Origin of the sequence: Microvirga massiliensis (genome assembly GCF_001006805.1) — a bacterium.
Classification (GTDB): domain Bacteria; phylum Pseudomonadota; class Alphaproteobacteria; order Rhizobiales; family Beijerinckiaceae; genus Microvirga; species Microvirga massiliensis.
This window is the reverse complement of sequence record NZ_LN811358.1, coordinates 389,380-403,221: the sequence shown is the minus strand read 5'-3', so window position 1 is coordinate 403,221 and position 13,842 is coordinate 389,380. Positions and strand designations below refer to the sequence as shown.

Annotated in this window: 14 protein-coding genes; 5 read left to right on the top strand and 9 right to left on the bottom strand. The window is 64.9% G+C overall.

The genetic code is table 11. From position 1 onward, the window contains the following. Positions 1 to 34: 34 nt before the first annotated feature. Positions 35 to 955 carry a glycine--tRNA ligase subunit alpha gene (locus BN1233_RS26110; RefSeq protein WP_082145655.1) on the bottom strand — a complete coding sequence of 307 codons (921 nt, stop codon included), beginning with the start codon at positions 953 to 955 and terminating at the stop codon, positions 35 to 37. A gap of 107 nt (positions 956 to 1,062) precedes the next feature. Next, positions 1,063 to 1,941 carry a S49 family peptidase gene (locus BN1233_RS26105; RefSeq protein ID WP_046866513.1) on the bottom strand — a complete coding sequence of 293 codons (879 nt, stop codon included), beginning with the start codon at positions 1,939 to 1,941 and terminating at the stop codon, positions 1,063 to 1,065. Between the two features lie 174 nt (positions 1,942 to 2,115). Between BN1233_RS26105 and BN1233_RS26100 the strand changes: the two genes are divergently transcribed. Beyond that, the gene (locus tag BN1233_RS26100; protein ID WP_046866512.1) at positions 2,116 to 2,436 is read left to right on the top strand and encodes a hypothetical protein; all 321 of its coding nucleotides are present in this window, start codon (positions 2,116 to 2,118) and stop codon (positions 2,434 to 2,436) included. A gap of 43 nt (positions 2,437 to 2,479) precedes the next feature. Here the strand turns inward: BN1233_RS26100 and BN1233_RS26095 are convergent, their stop codons facing one another. Together BN1233_RS26095 and BN1233_RS26090 are read right to left on the bottom strand one after the other, a co-directional pair. Beyond that, on the bottom strand, positions 2,480 to 3,250 hold the full coding sequence (locus BN1233_RS26095) for a tRNA1(Val) (adenine(37)-N6)-methyltransferase (RefSeq protein WP_046866511.1): 771 nt from the start codon (positions 3,248 to 3,250) through the stop codon (positions 2,480 to 2,482). After that, positions 3,243 to 3,467: a putative signal transducing protein gene (locus BN1233_RS26090; protein ID WP_046866510.1), complete on the bottom strand. Its 225-nt coding sequence runs from the start codon at positions 3,465 to 3,467 to the stop codon at positions 3,243 to 3,245. Before BN1233_RS26090 ends, BN1233_RS26095 begins: the two co-directional genes overlap by 8 nt. Before the next feature lie 114 nt (positions 3,468 to 3,581). Here BN1233_RS26090 and BN1233_RS26085 point away from each other — a divergent pair, with 114 nt between their 5' ends. Continuing rightward, positions 3,582 to 4,601 (top strand): polyprenyl synthetase family protein, encoded by a 1,020-nt coding sequence (locus BN1233_RS26085; RefSeq protein ID WP_046866609.1) that lies wholly within the window; start codon positions 3,582 to 3,584, stop codon positions 4,599 to 4,601. A gap of 23 nt (positions 4,602 to 4,624) precedes the next feature. Here the strand turns inward: BN1233_RS26085 and BN1233_RS26080 are convergent, their stop codons facing one another. The 3 genes from BN1233_RS26080 to BN1233_RS26070 all read right to left on the bottom strand — a co-directional run bounded on the left by BN1233_RS26080 (position 4,625) and on the right by BN1233_RS26070 (position 9,144). Further along, entirely contained in the window at positions 4,625 to 5,497 is an 873-nt protein-coding gene (locus BN1233_RS26080) for a 4-(cytidine 5'-diphospho)-2-C-methyl-D-erythritol kinase (protein WP_046866509.1), read from the bottom strand. Positions 5,498 to 5,552: 55 nt separating this feature from the next. After that, entirely contained in the window at positions 5,553 to 7,325 is a 1,773-nt protein-coding gene (locus BN1233_RS26075) for a tetratricopeptide repeat protein (protein ID WP_046866608.1), read from the bottom strand. A 154-nt stretch (positions 7,326 to 7,479) separates the two neighbouring features. Further along, positions 7,480 to 9,144: an electron transfer flavoprotein-ubiquinone oxidoreductase gene (locus BN1233_RS26070; protein WP_046866508.1), complete on the bottom strand. Its 1,665-nt coding sequence runs from the start codon at positions 9,142 to 9,144 to the stop codon at positions 7,480 to 7,482. A 174-nt stretch (positions 9,145 to 9,318) separates the two neighbouring features. On the opposite strand from BN1233_RS26070, the gene BN1233_RS26065 reads away from it, so the two are divergent. Next, positions 9,319 to 10,134 carry a uracil-DNA glycosylase gene (locus BN1233_RS26065; protein ID WP_244470721.1) on the top strand — a complete coding sequence of 272 codons (816 nt, stop codon included), beginning with the start codon at positions 9,319 to 9,321 and terminating at the stop codon, positions 10,132 to 10,134. A gap of 139 nt (positions 10,135 to 10,273) precedes the next feature. Continuing rightward, positions 10,274 to 11,140, top strand: coding sequence for a KPN_02809 family neutral zinc metallopeptidase (gene ypfJ, locus BN1233_RS26060; protein WP_046866506.1), 867 nt, complete (start codon positions 10,274 to 10,276; stop codon positions 11,138 to 11,140). An 820-nt stretch (positions 11,141 to 11,960) separates the two neighbouring features. Here the strand turns inward: ypfJ and BN1233_RS26055 are convergent. Both BN1233_RS26055 and BN1233_RS26050 read right to left on the bottom strand, forming a co-directional pair. After that, positions 11,961 to 12,233 (bottom strand): hypothetical protein, encoded by a 273-nt coding sequence (locus BN1233_RS26055; protein WP_046866505.1) that lies wholly within the window; start codon positions 12,231 to 12,233, stop codon positions 11,961 to 11,963. 18 nt (positions 12,234 to 12,251) lie between these two features. Beyond that, positions 12,252 to 12,968 (bottom strand): hypothetical protein, encoded by a 717-nt coding sequence (locus BN1233_RS26050; protein WP_052763937.1) that lies wholly within the window; start codon positions 12,966 to 12,968, stop codon positions 12,252 to 12,254. Between the two features lie 359 nt (positions 12,969 to 13,327). Between BN1233_RS26050 and BN1233_RS26045 the strand changes: the two genes are divergently transcribed. Further along, positions 13,328 to 13,825, top strand: coding sequence for a hypothetical protein (locus BN1233_RS26045; protein ID WP_048708177.1), 498 nt, complete (start codon positions 13,328 to 13,330; stop codon positions 13,823 to 13,825). Positions 13,826 to 13,842: the final 17 nt, after the last annotated feature.

Sequence of the window (13,842 nt, the reverse complement as noted above, 5' to 3'; positions counted from 1 at the left end):
CGTGACGGGGAGAAATCTCCCGGTCAGCGCTGGGCTATGCGGGTGCTCCCCCGCCTTCCGTTCTCAGCCAGGCGGCCCCGCACGCCTTGGCGAGCTCACGCACACGCAGGATGTAGCTCTGCCGCTCCGTGACCGAGATCACGCCGCGAGCATCGAGCAGATTGAAGACATGGCTGGCCTTGATGCACTGATCATAGGCCGGCAACGCCATCGCATGGCGTTCCGAATTTGCGTCCATGGCCAGCTCGCCGGCTTCCAGGTAGCGCCTGCAGGCTGCCTCGGCATCGCGGAAATGCCGGAACAGCATCTCCGTGTCGGCAAATTCGAAATTATGGCGCGAATATTCCTGCTCGGCCTGGAGGAAGACGTCACCGTAGGTGACGCGCTCGTCACCATCGAGGCCGTTGAAGTTCAGGTCGTAGATCGACTCGACGCCCTGGAGATACATGGCGAGGCGCTCGAGCCCGTAGGTGAGCTCGCCTGAGACGGGCGCGCATTCGAAGCCGGCGACCTGCTGAAAATACGTGAACTGGCTGACCTCCATCCCGTCGCACCAGCATTCCCAGCCGAGGCCCCAGGCTCCGAGCGTCGGGCTCTCCCAGTCATCCTCCACGAAGCGCACGTCGTGCAGGCGCGTATCGATACCGATCGCCTCGAGCGAGCGCAGATACAGCTCCTGGAGATCCGGCGGGTTCGGCTTCAGGATTACCTGGAACTGATAATAGTGCTGCAGCCGGTTCGGGTTCTCGCCGTAGCGGCCATCCTTCGGACGCCGGGAGGGCTGCACATAGGCGGCCCGCCACACCTTCGGACCGAGCGCGCGCAGAGTCGTAGCCGGATGGAAGGTGCCGGCGCCGACCTCCATGTCGTAGGGCTGCAGGATCACGCAACCCTGCTCCGCCCAGTAGCGCTGGAGCGTGAGAATCAGCCCCTGGAACGAGCGCGCGGGGCTCATGGACGCGGGTTCGGTAGACATTGTCGATCCATGTCGGGAGGAGGGGCACCCTTGAAAGGTGCCCCGGGCCAAGTCAAGCAGTTACGGGCTATTCTCGGGGCTGCAGATCAGAGCCCGAGCCGTGCCCAGGCCGCTCTCGCCTCGATCGCCGCGAGGATATCCTGCGGGTCGATCCGCACCTCGGGACTGAAGGGCTGCGGGCGGAGCAGGCGCGAGAGGAACGAGGGACGCGATGGCGGAACGGTCCGCAACCGGACCTTCTCGCCATAACGCTCCCTCAGGATCGTGCGGATATCCCCGATTCCGTCGGCCAGCCCGAGTTCGACGGCTTCCGCTCCGACCCAGATCGCGCCGCTGAAGAGATCCGGCTTTTCGGCGGGCAGCCTTTCGCCTCTCCGGCTCCGGACGAGGCCGATGAAGGTCTCGTGGATGCGCTCCTGCAGGCCCTTCAGACGGCTGACATCCGCCGGATCCTCCGGGCGGAATGGATCGAGCATCGCCTTGCTCTCGCCCGCGGTGTGGACCCGGCGCTCGATCCCGAACCGCTCGATGAGGCGATCGAACCCGAAGCCGGCCGACACGACGCCGATCGAGCCGACGAGCGAGGCCGGGTCGACGAAAATCTCGTCCGCCGCGCAGGCGATCATGTAGCCCCCGGATGCGGCGGCATCCTCCACGAAGGCAAAGACCGGAACCTTCTTTTCCTCGGCCAGCACCCGGATCCGGCGGAAGATCAGGTGGGACTGCGCCGCGGATCCGCCGGGCGAATTGATCACGAGCGCGACAGCCTCGATTCCTTTCATCCCGAAGGCCCGCTCGAGCATCGGCGCCACGCTGGCGATCGAGAGACCGGACCGCAAAGGCATCACGGCGCCGATCGCACCGGCGAGCCGCACCACGGCGACCGTCGGTGCGCGGTGTCTGAAACGGGCGGGAAGAAAGGGCCGGAAGGTTGTTTCCAGGATTTCGAGAAGAGAGAAGGCCATTGTTCCGATCTAAAGACACGCGACAGCGGCCACAAGGATCCAGGCCCGCTTCCAAGATGAAGCCTCCCTGAACGCTGCCCTGCCCCGTTGTTCAGCTTAACCATTCTACCGTAGGGAGACCGAATCGGGCGGCACGCCGTTTCGTCGCCGCCCGGGAACGAGAGGGTAAAGAGAATGCGCAAGATTTTATTCGGCCTCGCCGGAGCGCTTGCCCTGGGTGTCGGTGCCCTGGCGAGCGAGCCCGTGCAGGCGCAAGGATTTTCGATCACGGTCGGTTCTCCTTACGGATATGGGCCCGCCTACGGATATCCCCCGCCCCCGCCGCGCTATGCGCCTGCCTATGGCTATGGACGGCCGGGTCCGGCTTATCGCCGCTACTCGCGCCATCCGCGGCGCGTCTACTACGCCCCGCCGGCACCGCGCTGCGTGATTCGCCGCGAGCGGCAATTCGACGGCTTCGGCTGGGTCTCGGTGAGGCGTCGCGTCTGCTACTGAGCCGAGCGGCCAATGATGTCTCGGGCGCCTTCGGGCGCCCGCTTCATTTCAGGCTTGCGGCGCCCCGGTGCACGGCCTCGGCCTCGGGCGTGAATCGACCGCCTGCGTGGAGAACGAGGGGCGGCTCGATGCGGATCGGGGCACGGCTCCCCTTCACGGCGGTCAGCACGAACCGGATGGCAGGCTCGTCCGTCTGCGGGTGAACGAACCTGAGCTGCAAGCCCCCGAAGCCCCTGCCCAGGGCGGCGAGACATTCGGGAAGGCGGTCGGCCCGATGGATCAGGACGAGCCGTCCTCGAGGCTTCAGGAGCGCCGCGGCCGCCCGAAGCCATTCCCGGATTCCACCGGACGGCAGCACATGCGCGCTGGCACGGCGCCCCTCCGGAGACGAGCGCACCCTGCCAGCCTCGAAGAAGGGGGGATTGGTCACGACGACATCTGCGGCTTCGGGAGCGACGCCTGCCCCCGCCCGGGAGGCCGGATCGAGAAGATCCGCATTCGCGACGAGACCCTCGACGCCGTTCAGGAGCAGATTCTCGCGGCAGAGGGCGGCGAGATCGGGGTCCTTTTCGAGGAGAACCAAATCGAGACCCTTGGTCGCCGCTGTGATCATGAGCCCGACGGCCCCCGTCGCGGCTCCGACATCGATCACACGTTCGCCCGGCGATGCCACCGTCGCGGCCGCGAGCAGCACCGCGTCGGTTCCGGCCCGATGGCCCCTGGCGGGCTGCAGGATGGTCACCCGGCCGCCCAGGAACTGGTCTCGGGTGACGTCGTTCCGCCCGGTGCAAGCTGCATCGCCCGGTTCAGCCAAGGCGGAGTTCCGCCTCGAAGCCGGCCTCCCGCAGGATGCGTCGGGCCTGCCTCTCATGGTCCTCGGGTACCATGAGCCGGCGCGGAAACGCCCCGATCATCCCCTCGAGCGCCGAGATGTGCGTATCGGCAATCAGGACCGGGATCTTGGCGTTTTCGAGCAGGGACTGTAGGTAGCCCATCAGGACGATGTCGTTGGTGCGGACGATTTCGACCATCGGGCGCGGGTCTCTCCTGGTGGCACGCTTCGCATTGTGGCGCGAGAGCGGCCCGTGTCATCGAACCACCATATTCCCCTCGGCGCTGGCCGCCGGCAACCCGAGATCCTGCCCGTGGGTTTGGTCGTACCCTTCGAGGACAAGAATCCTGACAAAGGCGCGAGCATCGAAAGCCTCGTCTCGCTCGTGTCGGCGGACATGGAGCGCGTCAATGCCATGATCCTGTCGCGCACGGGATCCGATGTCACGATGATCCCGGAGGTTGCGAACCACCTGATCTCGTCCGGCGGAAAGCGTCTCCGCCCGATGCTGACGCTCGCGATGGCCAATCTCGCGGGCTATCACGGAGACGGCCACGTCAAGCTCGCCGCGAGCGTCGAATTCATGCACACGGCGACACTGCTCCATGACGACGTCGTCGATGAGAGCGACATGCGCCGCGGGCGGATCGCGGCGCGAATCCGGTGGGGCAACCAAGCCAGCGTCCTCGTCGGCGATTTTCTGCTCGGGCAGGCCTTCAAGATGATGGTTGAGGTCGGCTCGCTTCGCGCGCTGGACATCCTGTCGTCGGCCGCAGCCGTGATCGCGGAGGGCGAGGTCATGCAGCTCGCAGCCGCGAAGAACACTGAGACGAACGAGGACGAGTACCTCGCGGTGATCCGCGGGAAAACCGCCGAGCTCTTTGCTGCGGCTTGCGAGGTCGGCCCGGTCATTGCTGGCCGGCCGAAGGCCGAGCAGGCAGCGTGCCGCTCGTATGGCATGAATCTCGGGATCGCCTTTCAGCTCATCGACGACGCCCTCGACTACGGGGGTACAAGCGCCAACCTAGGCAAGAATGTCGGCGACGATTTCCGCGAAGGGAAGATCACGCTTCCCGTGGTACTGTCTTTCCGGCGCGGAAACGATGACGAGCGCGCCTTCTGGCGCAGAGCGCTCGAGGAGAATGAGGCGTCGGACAGCGACCTCGAGACCGCAATCGCGATCATGCACCGCCACCGGGCGTTGGAGCACACCATCGAGCGGGCCCGCCATTACGGCGCCATCGCGCGAGATGCCCTGGAGCTTTTCCCGAAGAGCGCGATCAAGGACGCTATGCTCGAGACGGTCGATTTCTGCATCGCCCGGGCGCACTGAATCCAGCACAGGCTCTTTCGGCGCTACCGAAGGATCGTTCCCCTCACCCACCAGCCGGGCCTCGCTTGGCGCAGGTTGCGCGCTGCCGCCGCGGCTGCCTGCCAATCCACGAAGAGACCGAACACGGTTGCGCCGGAGCCCGACATCCGCGCCAGCTGGCATCCCGGCTCGTTCCGCAGGCTGGCGATGACGTCTGCAATGGCCGGAACTACCGACAAGGCTGCCGGCTCGAGATCATTCCTCGCCACGCGAAGCAGCTCCAGAAGCGGCTGCGGAGCCGGATGCGCGATCGCTGGATGAGAGGAATCCGCCCGGACTTCCCCCGGCATGAGGCCAAGCGCTGCGAAAACCCTGGGTGTCGCGACCGGAATTCCCGGATTCACGAGCACGGCAGAAAGGGGAGCGAGACCGAGTTCGGGTCCGAGGCTCTCGCCGGCGCCGCGCATCATTCGGGCGTGCGGTTCGAGGCACACGGGGACGTCGGCTCCCGTCCGCCGAGCCGCCTCGACGAGCGCCGTGTCACTCAGTGAGAGCCCGTTCAGGCGTGCGAGAAGACGCAGGGCTGCTGCCGCGTCGGAAGACCCGCCGCCGATGCCGGCGGCCACCGGAAGCCGTTTCGTCAGGGTAAAGTGGCCGACACGAATCCCTTCGATCCCGTCGAGCAAACGGTGCGCTGCCACCAGGACAAGATTATCGTCCGCCTCTCCGGACAGGTGCGCCGTCGGGCCTCTCACCTCGGCCGATAGCCGAGGCCCTGGCTGCAGCACGAGGTGATCGCCCGCGCCCGCGAAGGCTACGAGGCTTTCGAGTTCGTGATGGCCATCCGCGCGCCGCCCGAGGACATGAAGCGTCAGATTGACCTTGGCCGGCGCATGGCTTGCAAGAGTTCCCGTCACGGACAGGTGGCCGGCGCATCGGCCCGGCGCCGGCCCGCTTCGTCGTGGATTAACATCAGCCGCCGTTCTGGGCCGTTCCAGTCGGCGCTGCAGGACTGTCGGCTGCGGCCGGCTTCACATCGAGTCCGTTGTCGATCTTGCGAAGAATCCGCACCAGATCATCGTGCTCCGGATTCGAGTCACGTGCGTGGTTCCACTGGAACCTCGCCTCGCGCTGCCGCCCGACCTTCCAGTAAGCGTCGCCGAGATGGTCGTTGAGCACCGGATCACCGGGTCGCAACTCGACTGCACGCTCGAGCTCCCGCACCGCGTCGTCGTAGCGGCCGAGTCGGTAATAGGCCCAGCCGAGGCTGTCGATGATCATGCCGTCGCGCGGCGAGAGCTCGACGGCCTGCTGCAGCATCTTGAAGGCCTCGTCGATGTTCATGCCCATGTCGACCCACGAATAGGCCAGGTAGTTCAGGACCTGCGCGCGGTCGGTCGGACGGGTGTCCGGGACCAGTTCGAGAGCCTTCTTGAGATCCGGCTCGGCCTTGTCCCATTGCTTCGCGCGCTCGTAGGACGTGCCACGCTGGAAGTAGAGGAGCCAGTGACCCGGCCCCGGCTCGCCGATTTGCGCAATGGCCCGGCTCGTGACCTCGGCGGCCTCCGCCCAGCGCTTGCGCGAACGCAGCACGTTGGCAAGGGCGCTGATCACATCGACATTGTCGGGCTGCTCCTTCAGGAGCTGCTCGAGCTGCATGACTGCTTCCTCGCCCCGGCCGAGCAGCTCGTAATTGGTGCCGATCGAGATCTGCGCGCTCGTGCGCAGTGGCGAGTTCTCCGGAATGCGGGCCAGCACCTCGTTGGCACGATCATACTGCTTCAGACGCTCGTAGACGTCCGCCAGCGTCATCAAGGCGAGCTCATGGTCCGGGTCCAGGTGCAGGGCTAGCCGCAGATAGACGATGGCGGTCAGCTCATCGCTCTGAGCGCTGCCCACGACGCCCAGGCCGTAGAGAACCTCGGCCGCACCTTCCTGCGCCGTTGCAACGGCCGGTGCCATCGGTTTGCCGAGCTTCAGATCCTCCAGGGCGGCTCGCACGATCGGGTGGCGCGGCACGACCTTCTCGAAGCCCTCGAAGATCTCCTTCGCGGCGTCGCGATTTCCACGACGTGCCTCGAACCGCCCATAGGCGTTGACGATCTGAAGGGTGTTGCGATCCGCCTCATAGGCAGCCTTCAGGCGCCGCTCGGCCTCTTTCGGGTTCTTCGTGAGGTCGGCGATCAGCCCGGCATGGTATTCCCGGAACTGGGTGAAGGCGCGCTCGCTCTTCAGACGGTCCGCAGTCTCGAGGGCCTTGCGCCCCTCGCCTGCCCCGGCATGAGCCCAAGCCGTCAGAAGCGTTGCCGTCAGATCCGCGGCCCGGCCGCGCCCGCCCTTCTGAAGAGCCGCTCGCGCCGTGGCGTATTGCTTCGCGCGCAGGGCGCGAACGCCGATCGTGAACTGCGCCAGCGAGTTCGAGGGATCACGGGCGACGATCCGATCGGCGAGGCGGAACGCGTCCGCCGTCGCGCCGTCGGCGAGGAACGCCACGAAGGCGCGCTCGAGGAGTTCCGGATTCCGCGGATCCTCCTTGATGGCTTCGCGAAAGAACGTCACCGCGGCGGCCGTGTCGCGGGACACGCCGGCAATGTAGGCCGAGAGGAAATTTCCTTCGAGCGTCTCGGCGGGCTCGATTGCCTCGTTCGGCTCGGGATTGGCGGCCAGGACTGGTCCCGCGAGTGCAACCGAAAGCACGAGCGCGGACAGGCCGCGGCAGGCCGAGGACAGAAAGGTGCAAGGCACGAAGGAAGCTCCAGGTTCGCTGCCGTTTCCGCCGGACACGGCGCGCCAAATCTGGCCGGAGAATGGCGATTCAACCCCGGCCCGGCAAGAGCAACGTTGACGCTGAGGGCGCTCGGCTCGCGCAGCAAGCCCGCTCCACCCGCCGGGCTTGCCGCTATAAGGAGATATAGTTCGGCCCCCCTCCCCCTTCGGGGGCAACCCAGGTGATGTTCTGGTTGGGGTCCTTGATATCGCAGGTCTTGCAGTGGACGCAGTTCTGGGCGTTGATCTGGAACCGCGCGGTTCCGCCCTCCTCGATCCACTCGTAGACGCCGGCCGGACAATAGCGCTGCGAGGGCCCGCCATAGACGTCGTGCTCCGAGCGCTTCTGCAGCGCCATGTCCTTCACCTTGAGGTGAACGGGCTGATCCTCCTCATGATTGGTGTTCGAGAGGAAGACCGACGAGAGCTTGTCGAAGGTCAGCACGCCGTCGGGCTTCGGATAGGCGATCGGCTTTACCTCTGCGAGCGGCTTCAGGCATTCGTAATCCGGCTTGCCGTGCTTCAGGGTGCCGAAGGGCGACCAGCCGAACAGCTCGGTGAGCCACATGTCGAGGCCGCCGAGCATCACGCCGGTGGCCGTTCCGTAGCGCGACCACAGCGGCTTGATGTTGCGCACCCGCTTGAGATCGTAGCCGATCTCGCTCGACCGCCAGGCCTCCTCGTAGGACGCAAGCTCGTCCTGAGCGCGCCCCTCGGCGAGGGCGGCGGTGAGGTGATCGGCGCACAAGATCCCGGACAGGATGGCGTTGTGGCTGCCCTTGATGCGCGGCACGTTCACGAAGCCGGCCGCATCCCCCACGAGGCAGCCGCCCGGGAACGACAGCCGCGGCACCGATTGCCAGCCGCCCTCGACGATCGCCCGAGCCCCGTAGCCGATGCGCTTCGCCCCCTCGAACACGCCGCGAATGTGCGGATGGGTCTTGAAGCGCTGGAATTCCTCGAAGGGCGAGAGCGTCGGGTTCTCGTAGTTCAGGTGGACGACGAACCCCACCGAGACGAGGTTCTCGCCGAAATGGTAGAGCCAGGAGCCGCCGCCGGCATTGTTAGGCAGGGGCCAGCCCATCGAGTGCCGCACCAGGCCGGGCACGTGGTGCTCCGGCCGGACCTCCCAGAGTTCCTTGATGCCGATTCCCCATTTCTGGTGATCGCAGCTCTTGGCGAGATCGTAGCGCGCGATGACCTGCTTCGTGAGATGCCCGCGCGCACCCTCGGCGAAGATCGTGTAGCGGCCCCGCAGCTCCATGCCGCGGGTGAAGTCCGATTTCTGCTCGCCATTGCGGGCGATGCCCATATCGCCGGTCGCGATGCCGGTGACGCGGCCCTCGTCGTCGGTGAGAACTTCCGCCGCGGCGAAGCCGGGATAGACCTCGACGCCGAGCGCCTCGGCCTGCCGGCCGAGGTAGCGCGTGAGGTCCCCGAGCGAGCCCACGAAATTGCCGTGGTTGTTCATGAGCCTGGGCATGAACAGGTTCGGCATCCGGACGCCGCCGGCCGGCCCGAGATAGAGGAATTCGTCGCGGGTAACCTGCGTCTTCAGGGGGCAATCCGGATCGGAGCGCCAGTCGGGCAGGAGCCGGTCGAGGCCGATCGGATCGATCACTGCCCCTGAGAGGATGTGCGCGCCGACCTCGGAGCCTTTTTCGACCACCACGACGGAGATGTCGGAGCCCTGCTCGGCCGCCCGCTGCTTGAGCCGGATCGCCGTCGCAAGACCCGCCGGCCCGGCGCCGACCACGACGACGTCGAAGTCCATCGACTCACGCGCGGGCAATTCCATCAGCTCTCTCCTCGGGTGCCGCCGGTATCCCCGGCTCCAGGCCACAGATGAACCATCGCATGGGAACTCTCAAGGCTGGATGGCGACCGTTCCCGCCTTCCGGAGACCTTTTGCATTCGGCGGGCATGCATTGCTCGCCCGCCACGGTCCGCATACATCAGGAGCATGAGCAGCATGGACCTGGACGCGTGGCGGGCAATCCTCGATTTTCAGGTCGAGGCCGGCGTGGACCTGGCCCTCGACGAGACGCCCCACGACCGTTTCGCCCTTGCTGCCGCGCAGGCCCGGAAGCAGGCCGAGGAGCCCAAGCCCCGCACGGCCGGCCCTCGCGAGCCGGTGACGCCGGCGCGGCCGCTTCCCAGGGAGGCGGCCGGCGCTCCCGAAGACGTGGCGAGCCTTGCCCGCGAACGTGCCGCTGCTGCTGAAACCCTCGAGGAACTCGAGGCTATCCTCGCCGAGTTCGATGGCTGCACGCTCAAGCTGAGTGCCAAGAATCTCGCCTTCTCGGACGGCAACCCGGCCGGACGGGTCATGCTGGTGGGGGAAGCCCCGGGAGCCGAAGAGGACCGGATCGGAAAGCCGTTCCGCGGGCGCTCGGGCCAGCTGCTCGACCGTATGCTCGAGGCCATCGGGCTCGACCGGAACAGTGTCTACGTTGCGAACGTGGTTCCCTGGCGTCCGCCCGGTAACCGCACGCCGACGCCGCAGGAGATCGCAATCTGCCGCCCCTTCATCGAGCGTCAGATCGAGCTCGCCGCACCGGAATTCCTCGTCTGTCTCGGAGGGCCGGCGACGAGCAATCTGCTCGGGATCAAGGACGGAATCCTCAAGGTGAGAGGCCGCTGGTTCGGCTACTCCATGCGCGACGGATGCGAGATCCGGGCACTGCCGACTCTCCATCCTGCCTACCTGCTTCGGCAGCCGCTGCAGAAGCGGCTCGGCTGGCGCGACTTCCGGCTTCTCCGGCGCGCCCTCGACGGTGAGGTTTGAGCATCGCAATTACCGGATACTGCGCGGCTATGCCGCCTGTAATTCGGGAGCGATCGGGCCGCCGCCCCGGCCCTGTTGGAACTAGCGGCAGCGCTTCTGCTTTGTCGCAGCGGCTGTTCCGGCCGCCTTGAGGACGACCATGCGCTGGGAAGATTTCAGAACCTCCACCAACGTCGAAGATCGCCGCGGCATGGGTATCCCCGGCGGGCGCGGCGGGCTCGGGATCGGCACGATCGTTATCCTCGGGCTCCTCGGCTGGGCCCTTGGGATCGACCCGCGTCTCCTCATCGGCGGTGCGGAGATGATGCAGCGCGGCGGATTCCAACAGGAGCAACAGGAAGGCCGGCGCGGCGCCCCGACCGACGAGATGGGGCGCTTCGCAGCCAATATCCTGGGCAACACGGAAGATGTCTGGAGCAAGGTGTTGCCGGCCCAGGCCAATCGGCAATACGACCCACCCAAGCTCGTGCTCTTCTCTGGACAAACCCAGTCGGGCTGCGGCTTTGCGCAATCTGCCATGGGCCCGTTCTACTGTCCGCTCGATAAGTCGGTCTATGTCGACCTCTCGTTCTTCGAGGATATGCGGCGCCGTTTTGGTGCCGGGGGCGACTTCGCCTATGCCTATGTGATCGCGCACGAGGTCGGCCACCACGTCGAGAATGAGCTCGGGATCCTTCCCCGTGTGCAGCAACGCCAGAGGGAAGTCGATCAGCGCCAAGCCAACCAGCTCTCCGTTCGCGTCGAGCTGATGGCCGACTGCCTTGCCGGCGTCTGGGCTCACAATTCCGAGCAGCGCTATCAATCCCTGGAGAAGGGCGACATCGAAGAAGCGATCAATGCAGCCCAGGCGATCGGCGACGATCGCCTGCAACGTCAGACCTCCGGCCGCGTCGTGCCCGATTCCTTCACGCACGGCTCTTCACAGCAACGGGTTCAGTGGCTCACGCGAGGTCTGGAATCGGGCCAGATCTCGTCCTGCGATACGTTTCGCGCAGAGCGGCTCTAATTCAAGGCACAGGACCGAAACCGCTGGGCCAGAATTCAGATGTAAGGACCACGGATCTCTCTTACCGATGGTGTGCTTGTGATCGCAGCTTGGCGCGATGCATACTCTTGGCTTGGTCTTGCGATGTGCAGACCAGTGCCATCGCGCACGAAAAGGACGGTCCCGAGCCAGCAGTCGAAGTCATCCGCGATCCGCATAGATCTGTTCATTGGCAGCCTCGATAGCCTCCGGGATCAGGCTTTCGAACGCTTTGATCCGATCCTGGAAGGCAATGGAAAGAGCCGGGCAGACCTGAAGTGACGAGTACAAGTAGGAGATATGGGCATCCAGCGCCTTCCCTTGCTCATCGGACCCTTGCTCATCGGAGTGGGGTTCCTGTTACTGCCGTTCCGGCGTGGGCACAGGAGCCTGAGTTCAGATCGCCCGGAGGGGAGATCCTGATCCCGTCGGAGCGCGCTCTCGAGCGGGAAGCCGTGACGCAGCCTCGCAACGACTTCTCGACCGATGACGCGACGGCCACCCAACAGATAGATCAACAGGACCGCCAGAACGACCGGGAGATCATGAAAGGCATCTGCACGGGCTGCTGAGGGACCGTACTTGGTCAGCCCGGCGCATTGGTGGACGCCATCGATGCGGACCATGGGTCGTGACACGACCAGCGCGGCTTGCGGTTGCACACAGGCCGCGTCCGGAATCGTTCCCGTGCTAATTCCAGTATTCGGATGCGAACAGGGACCAAGCGGGATTGGGACGCCGGTCCGGCCGACCATTCCTCGAAGAGCGGGACGACGGGCCGGCACAAACAATCCGTAGAGCGTCACTTCCTGATCAGCTCGAGGCAATTGCCAGCAGCTTCGGCGGCCGGACGAGCATTGGCCCGGCTGAGGCGGCCCGCCATCACCATACTGCGTGTCACGTTAACGACCACATCCTTGATGCTTACGCCGGGCGAGATTTGCGCCACGGTGCTCGAATAGATCGCAGCAGGTTCCTTCGACAGCTTGGCCGCGCAAGCGTCCGCAGACTTCTGGTCAGCGAGCGCAGTGATGGGACTTGTGACGAGTAGGGCCATGAGGCAAGCGCGTTTCATCGGGCAGTCCTCGCAATCTTAATCCACTTTCTGGTACGTGTTCTGCAGTTCATCCTGCACAATCGTTGCCTGTCCGCGCGAGCCAAGGATCAGATCCTCGCTGATCATCAGCATCGAATAGTGCCATCCCGAAGGCAGCTTCAAGCGTGCGCCGAGCGTTGGGAGGGCTGCATAGGTCAGCTCCTTGTCGACGATTTGCGCATAGGCCTGCATGACATAGCGGCTGCCGTCGGGTGCATCGAGCGCGAACACAGGGCCGCCGGCTTTAAACAGATATCGCGTCTCGCGATCGACCTTCCGCTCCCGGTACGCTGTTCGCGGGAGATCAAAGATGCCGAGGTCCAGAGAGGCCCGCTCGGCCATTGCGAGTCCTCCCGCCTCGATTGTCTTGCCAGCCGCCGTTGCCCCATCCCCGCTGATCGTATCCATCAGAAAATGCCGTGGGCCGTTGAGCAGGACAGTGACAGCACCGAAATGCCTTCTCATATCCGCCTCTGTGATCGCGTTCCAGATCTCGGCTGGGCAGTCGTTCAGCCCCAGTGTGTTATAGACCGTGGCGATGAGGCGAAAACCGTCGCGGACGACCGGAATGATCTCGCAGTATCGCGCGTCACGAGCATTGGCGATGCTATGGGTTGCGTCATCCGTCACAATCGGGCCAGCGGCACGCGCCCCGAAGAACGCAAGCAGCCCGAACCACGCGAGTAGGCAAGGTCTGCGAAAGACCCTTATCATGGCGGTCCTCCATTGCTCTGCTGGCGCTTGGATTGATTGATACTGCACGTTGATTATGTCCGCATCGCGGTTTCCTAGTAGGGCTGGGGTTTGACAGAGCTCCAAAGCCGAAGCGATGAGCCGGATGATAGTCGCCTTTCAGGGGCCCTCAGCCAAGTCGACCTCATCGCGAGCGTTAGGCTATCGTCGGCTTACCCGATGCCGCTTCCAAGGGAACCTGCTCACCTTCCCAGCGCAGGTGTTTGTATTGTGCTAGGATCAGGACGGCCGCTGCTGCTCCGTAGCGAGATCGCATCATAGGGGCTGAGGCTCCGCTACTCGCCGGACGGCACAGGACGCACTCACAAGGAGGAGTCCCTATGTCACGGTGTGAACATGCTGCACGAGCCACTCTGGTCGGGGCGATCTTGAATGTCTCCTTCTTTCTCGGCACGCAGGCACTCGCAGAGACGCGCAAGTTCATCGTCATCCAGGAAGCTCCCGCCCTGACTAACGTGGATGTTGGCCTGAAAGGAAAGTCACATGGTGACATGCTCGCATTTGAGGCCGCTGTCCGATCTGAGGCCGGCAACACCGGTACGCTGAGAGGTATACTCTTCACCGTCGCATTGCCGGGGGAGCGGCATCCGCATGAGGGGCGCATCGGCCAGCTCTACTTCGATCTTGGCAATGGTGACAGCCTCGTGGTCTCTGGCGGCACAGTCTACCTAGGACAGGACACGGAAATGACCGTGAATACGCCGCAAGTCAGAGCCGTGATCGGCGGCACGGGTGCGTTCATTGGCGCCCGCGGGCAAGTAACCACGACTCGGCGATCCGACAGAACCTATGAGCATTCCTTTGAGCTGCTGAAATAAACCGGATATTGATCTAT

Coding starts and splice junctions, on each gene's coding strand:
- BN1233_RS26110 (WP_082145655.1), bottom strand. CDS start 955: ATGAGCCCCGCGCGCTCGTTCCAGGGGCTGATTCTCACGCTCCAGCGC.
- BN1233_RS26105 (WP_046866513.1), bottom strand. CDS start 1,941: ATGGCCTTCTCTCTTCTCGAAATCCTGGAAACAACCTTCCGGCCCTTT.
- BN1233_RS26100 (WP_046866512.1), top strand. CDS start 2,116: ATGCGCAAGATTTTATTCGGCCTCGCCGGAGCGCTTGCCCTGGGTGTC.
- BN1233_RS26090 (WP_046866510.1), bottom strand. CDS start 3,467: ATGGTCGAAATCGTCCGCACCAACGACATCGTCCTGATGGGCTACCTA.
- BN1233_RS26070 (WP_046866508.1), bottom strand. CDS start 9,144: ATGGAATTGCCCGCGCGTGAGTCGATGGACTTCGACGTCGTCGTGGTC.
- BN1233_RS26065 (WP_244470721.1), top strand. CDS start 9,319: ATGGACCTGGACGCGTGGCGGGCAATCCTCGATTTTCAGGTCGAGGCC.
- ypfJ (WP_046866506.1), top strand. CDS start 10,274: ATGCGCTGGGAAGATTTCAGAACCTCCACCAACGTCGAAGATCGCCGC.
- BN1233_RS26055 (WP_046866505.1), bottom strand. CDS start 12,233: ATGAAACGCGCTTGCCTCATGGCCCTACTCGTCACAAGTCCCATCACT.
- BN1233_RS26050 (WP_052763937.1), bottom strand. CDS start 12,968: ATGATAAGGGTCTTTCGCAGACCTTGCCTACTCGCGTGGTTCGGGCTG.
- BN1233_RS26045 (WP_048708177.1), top strand. CDS start 13,328: ATGTCACGGTGTGAACATGCTGCACGAGCCACTCTGGTCGGGGCGATC.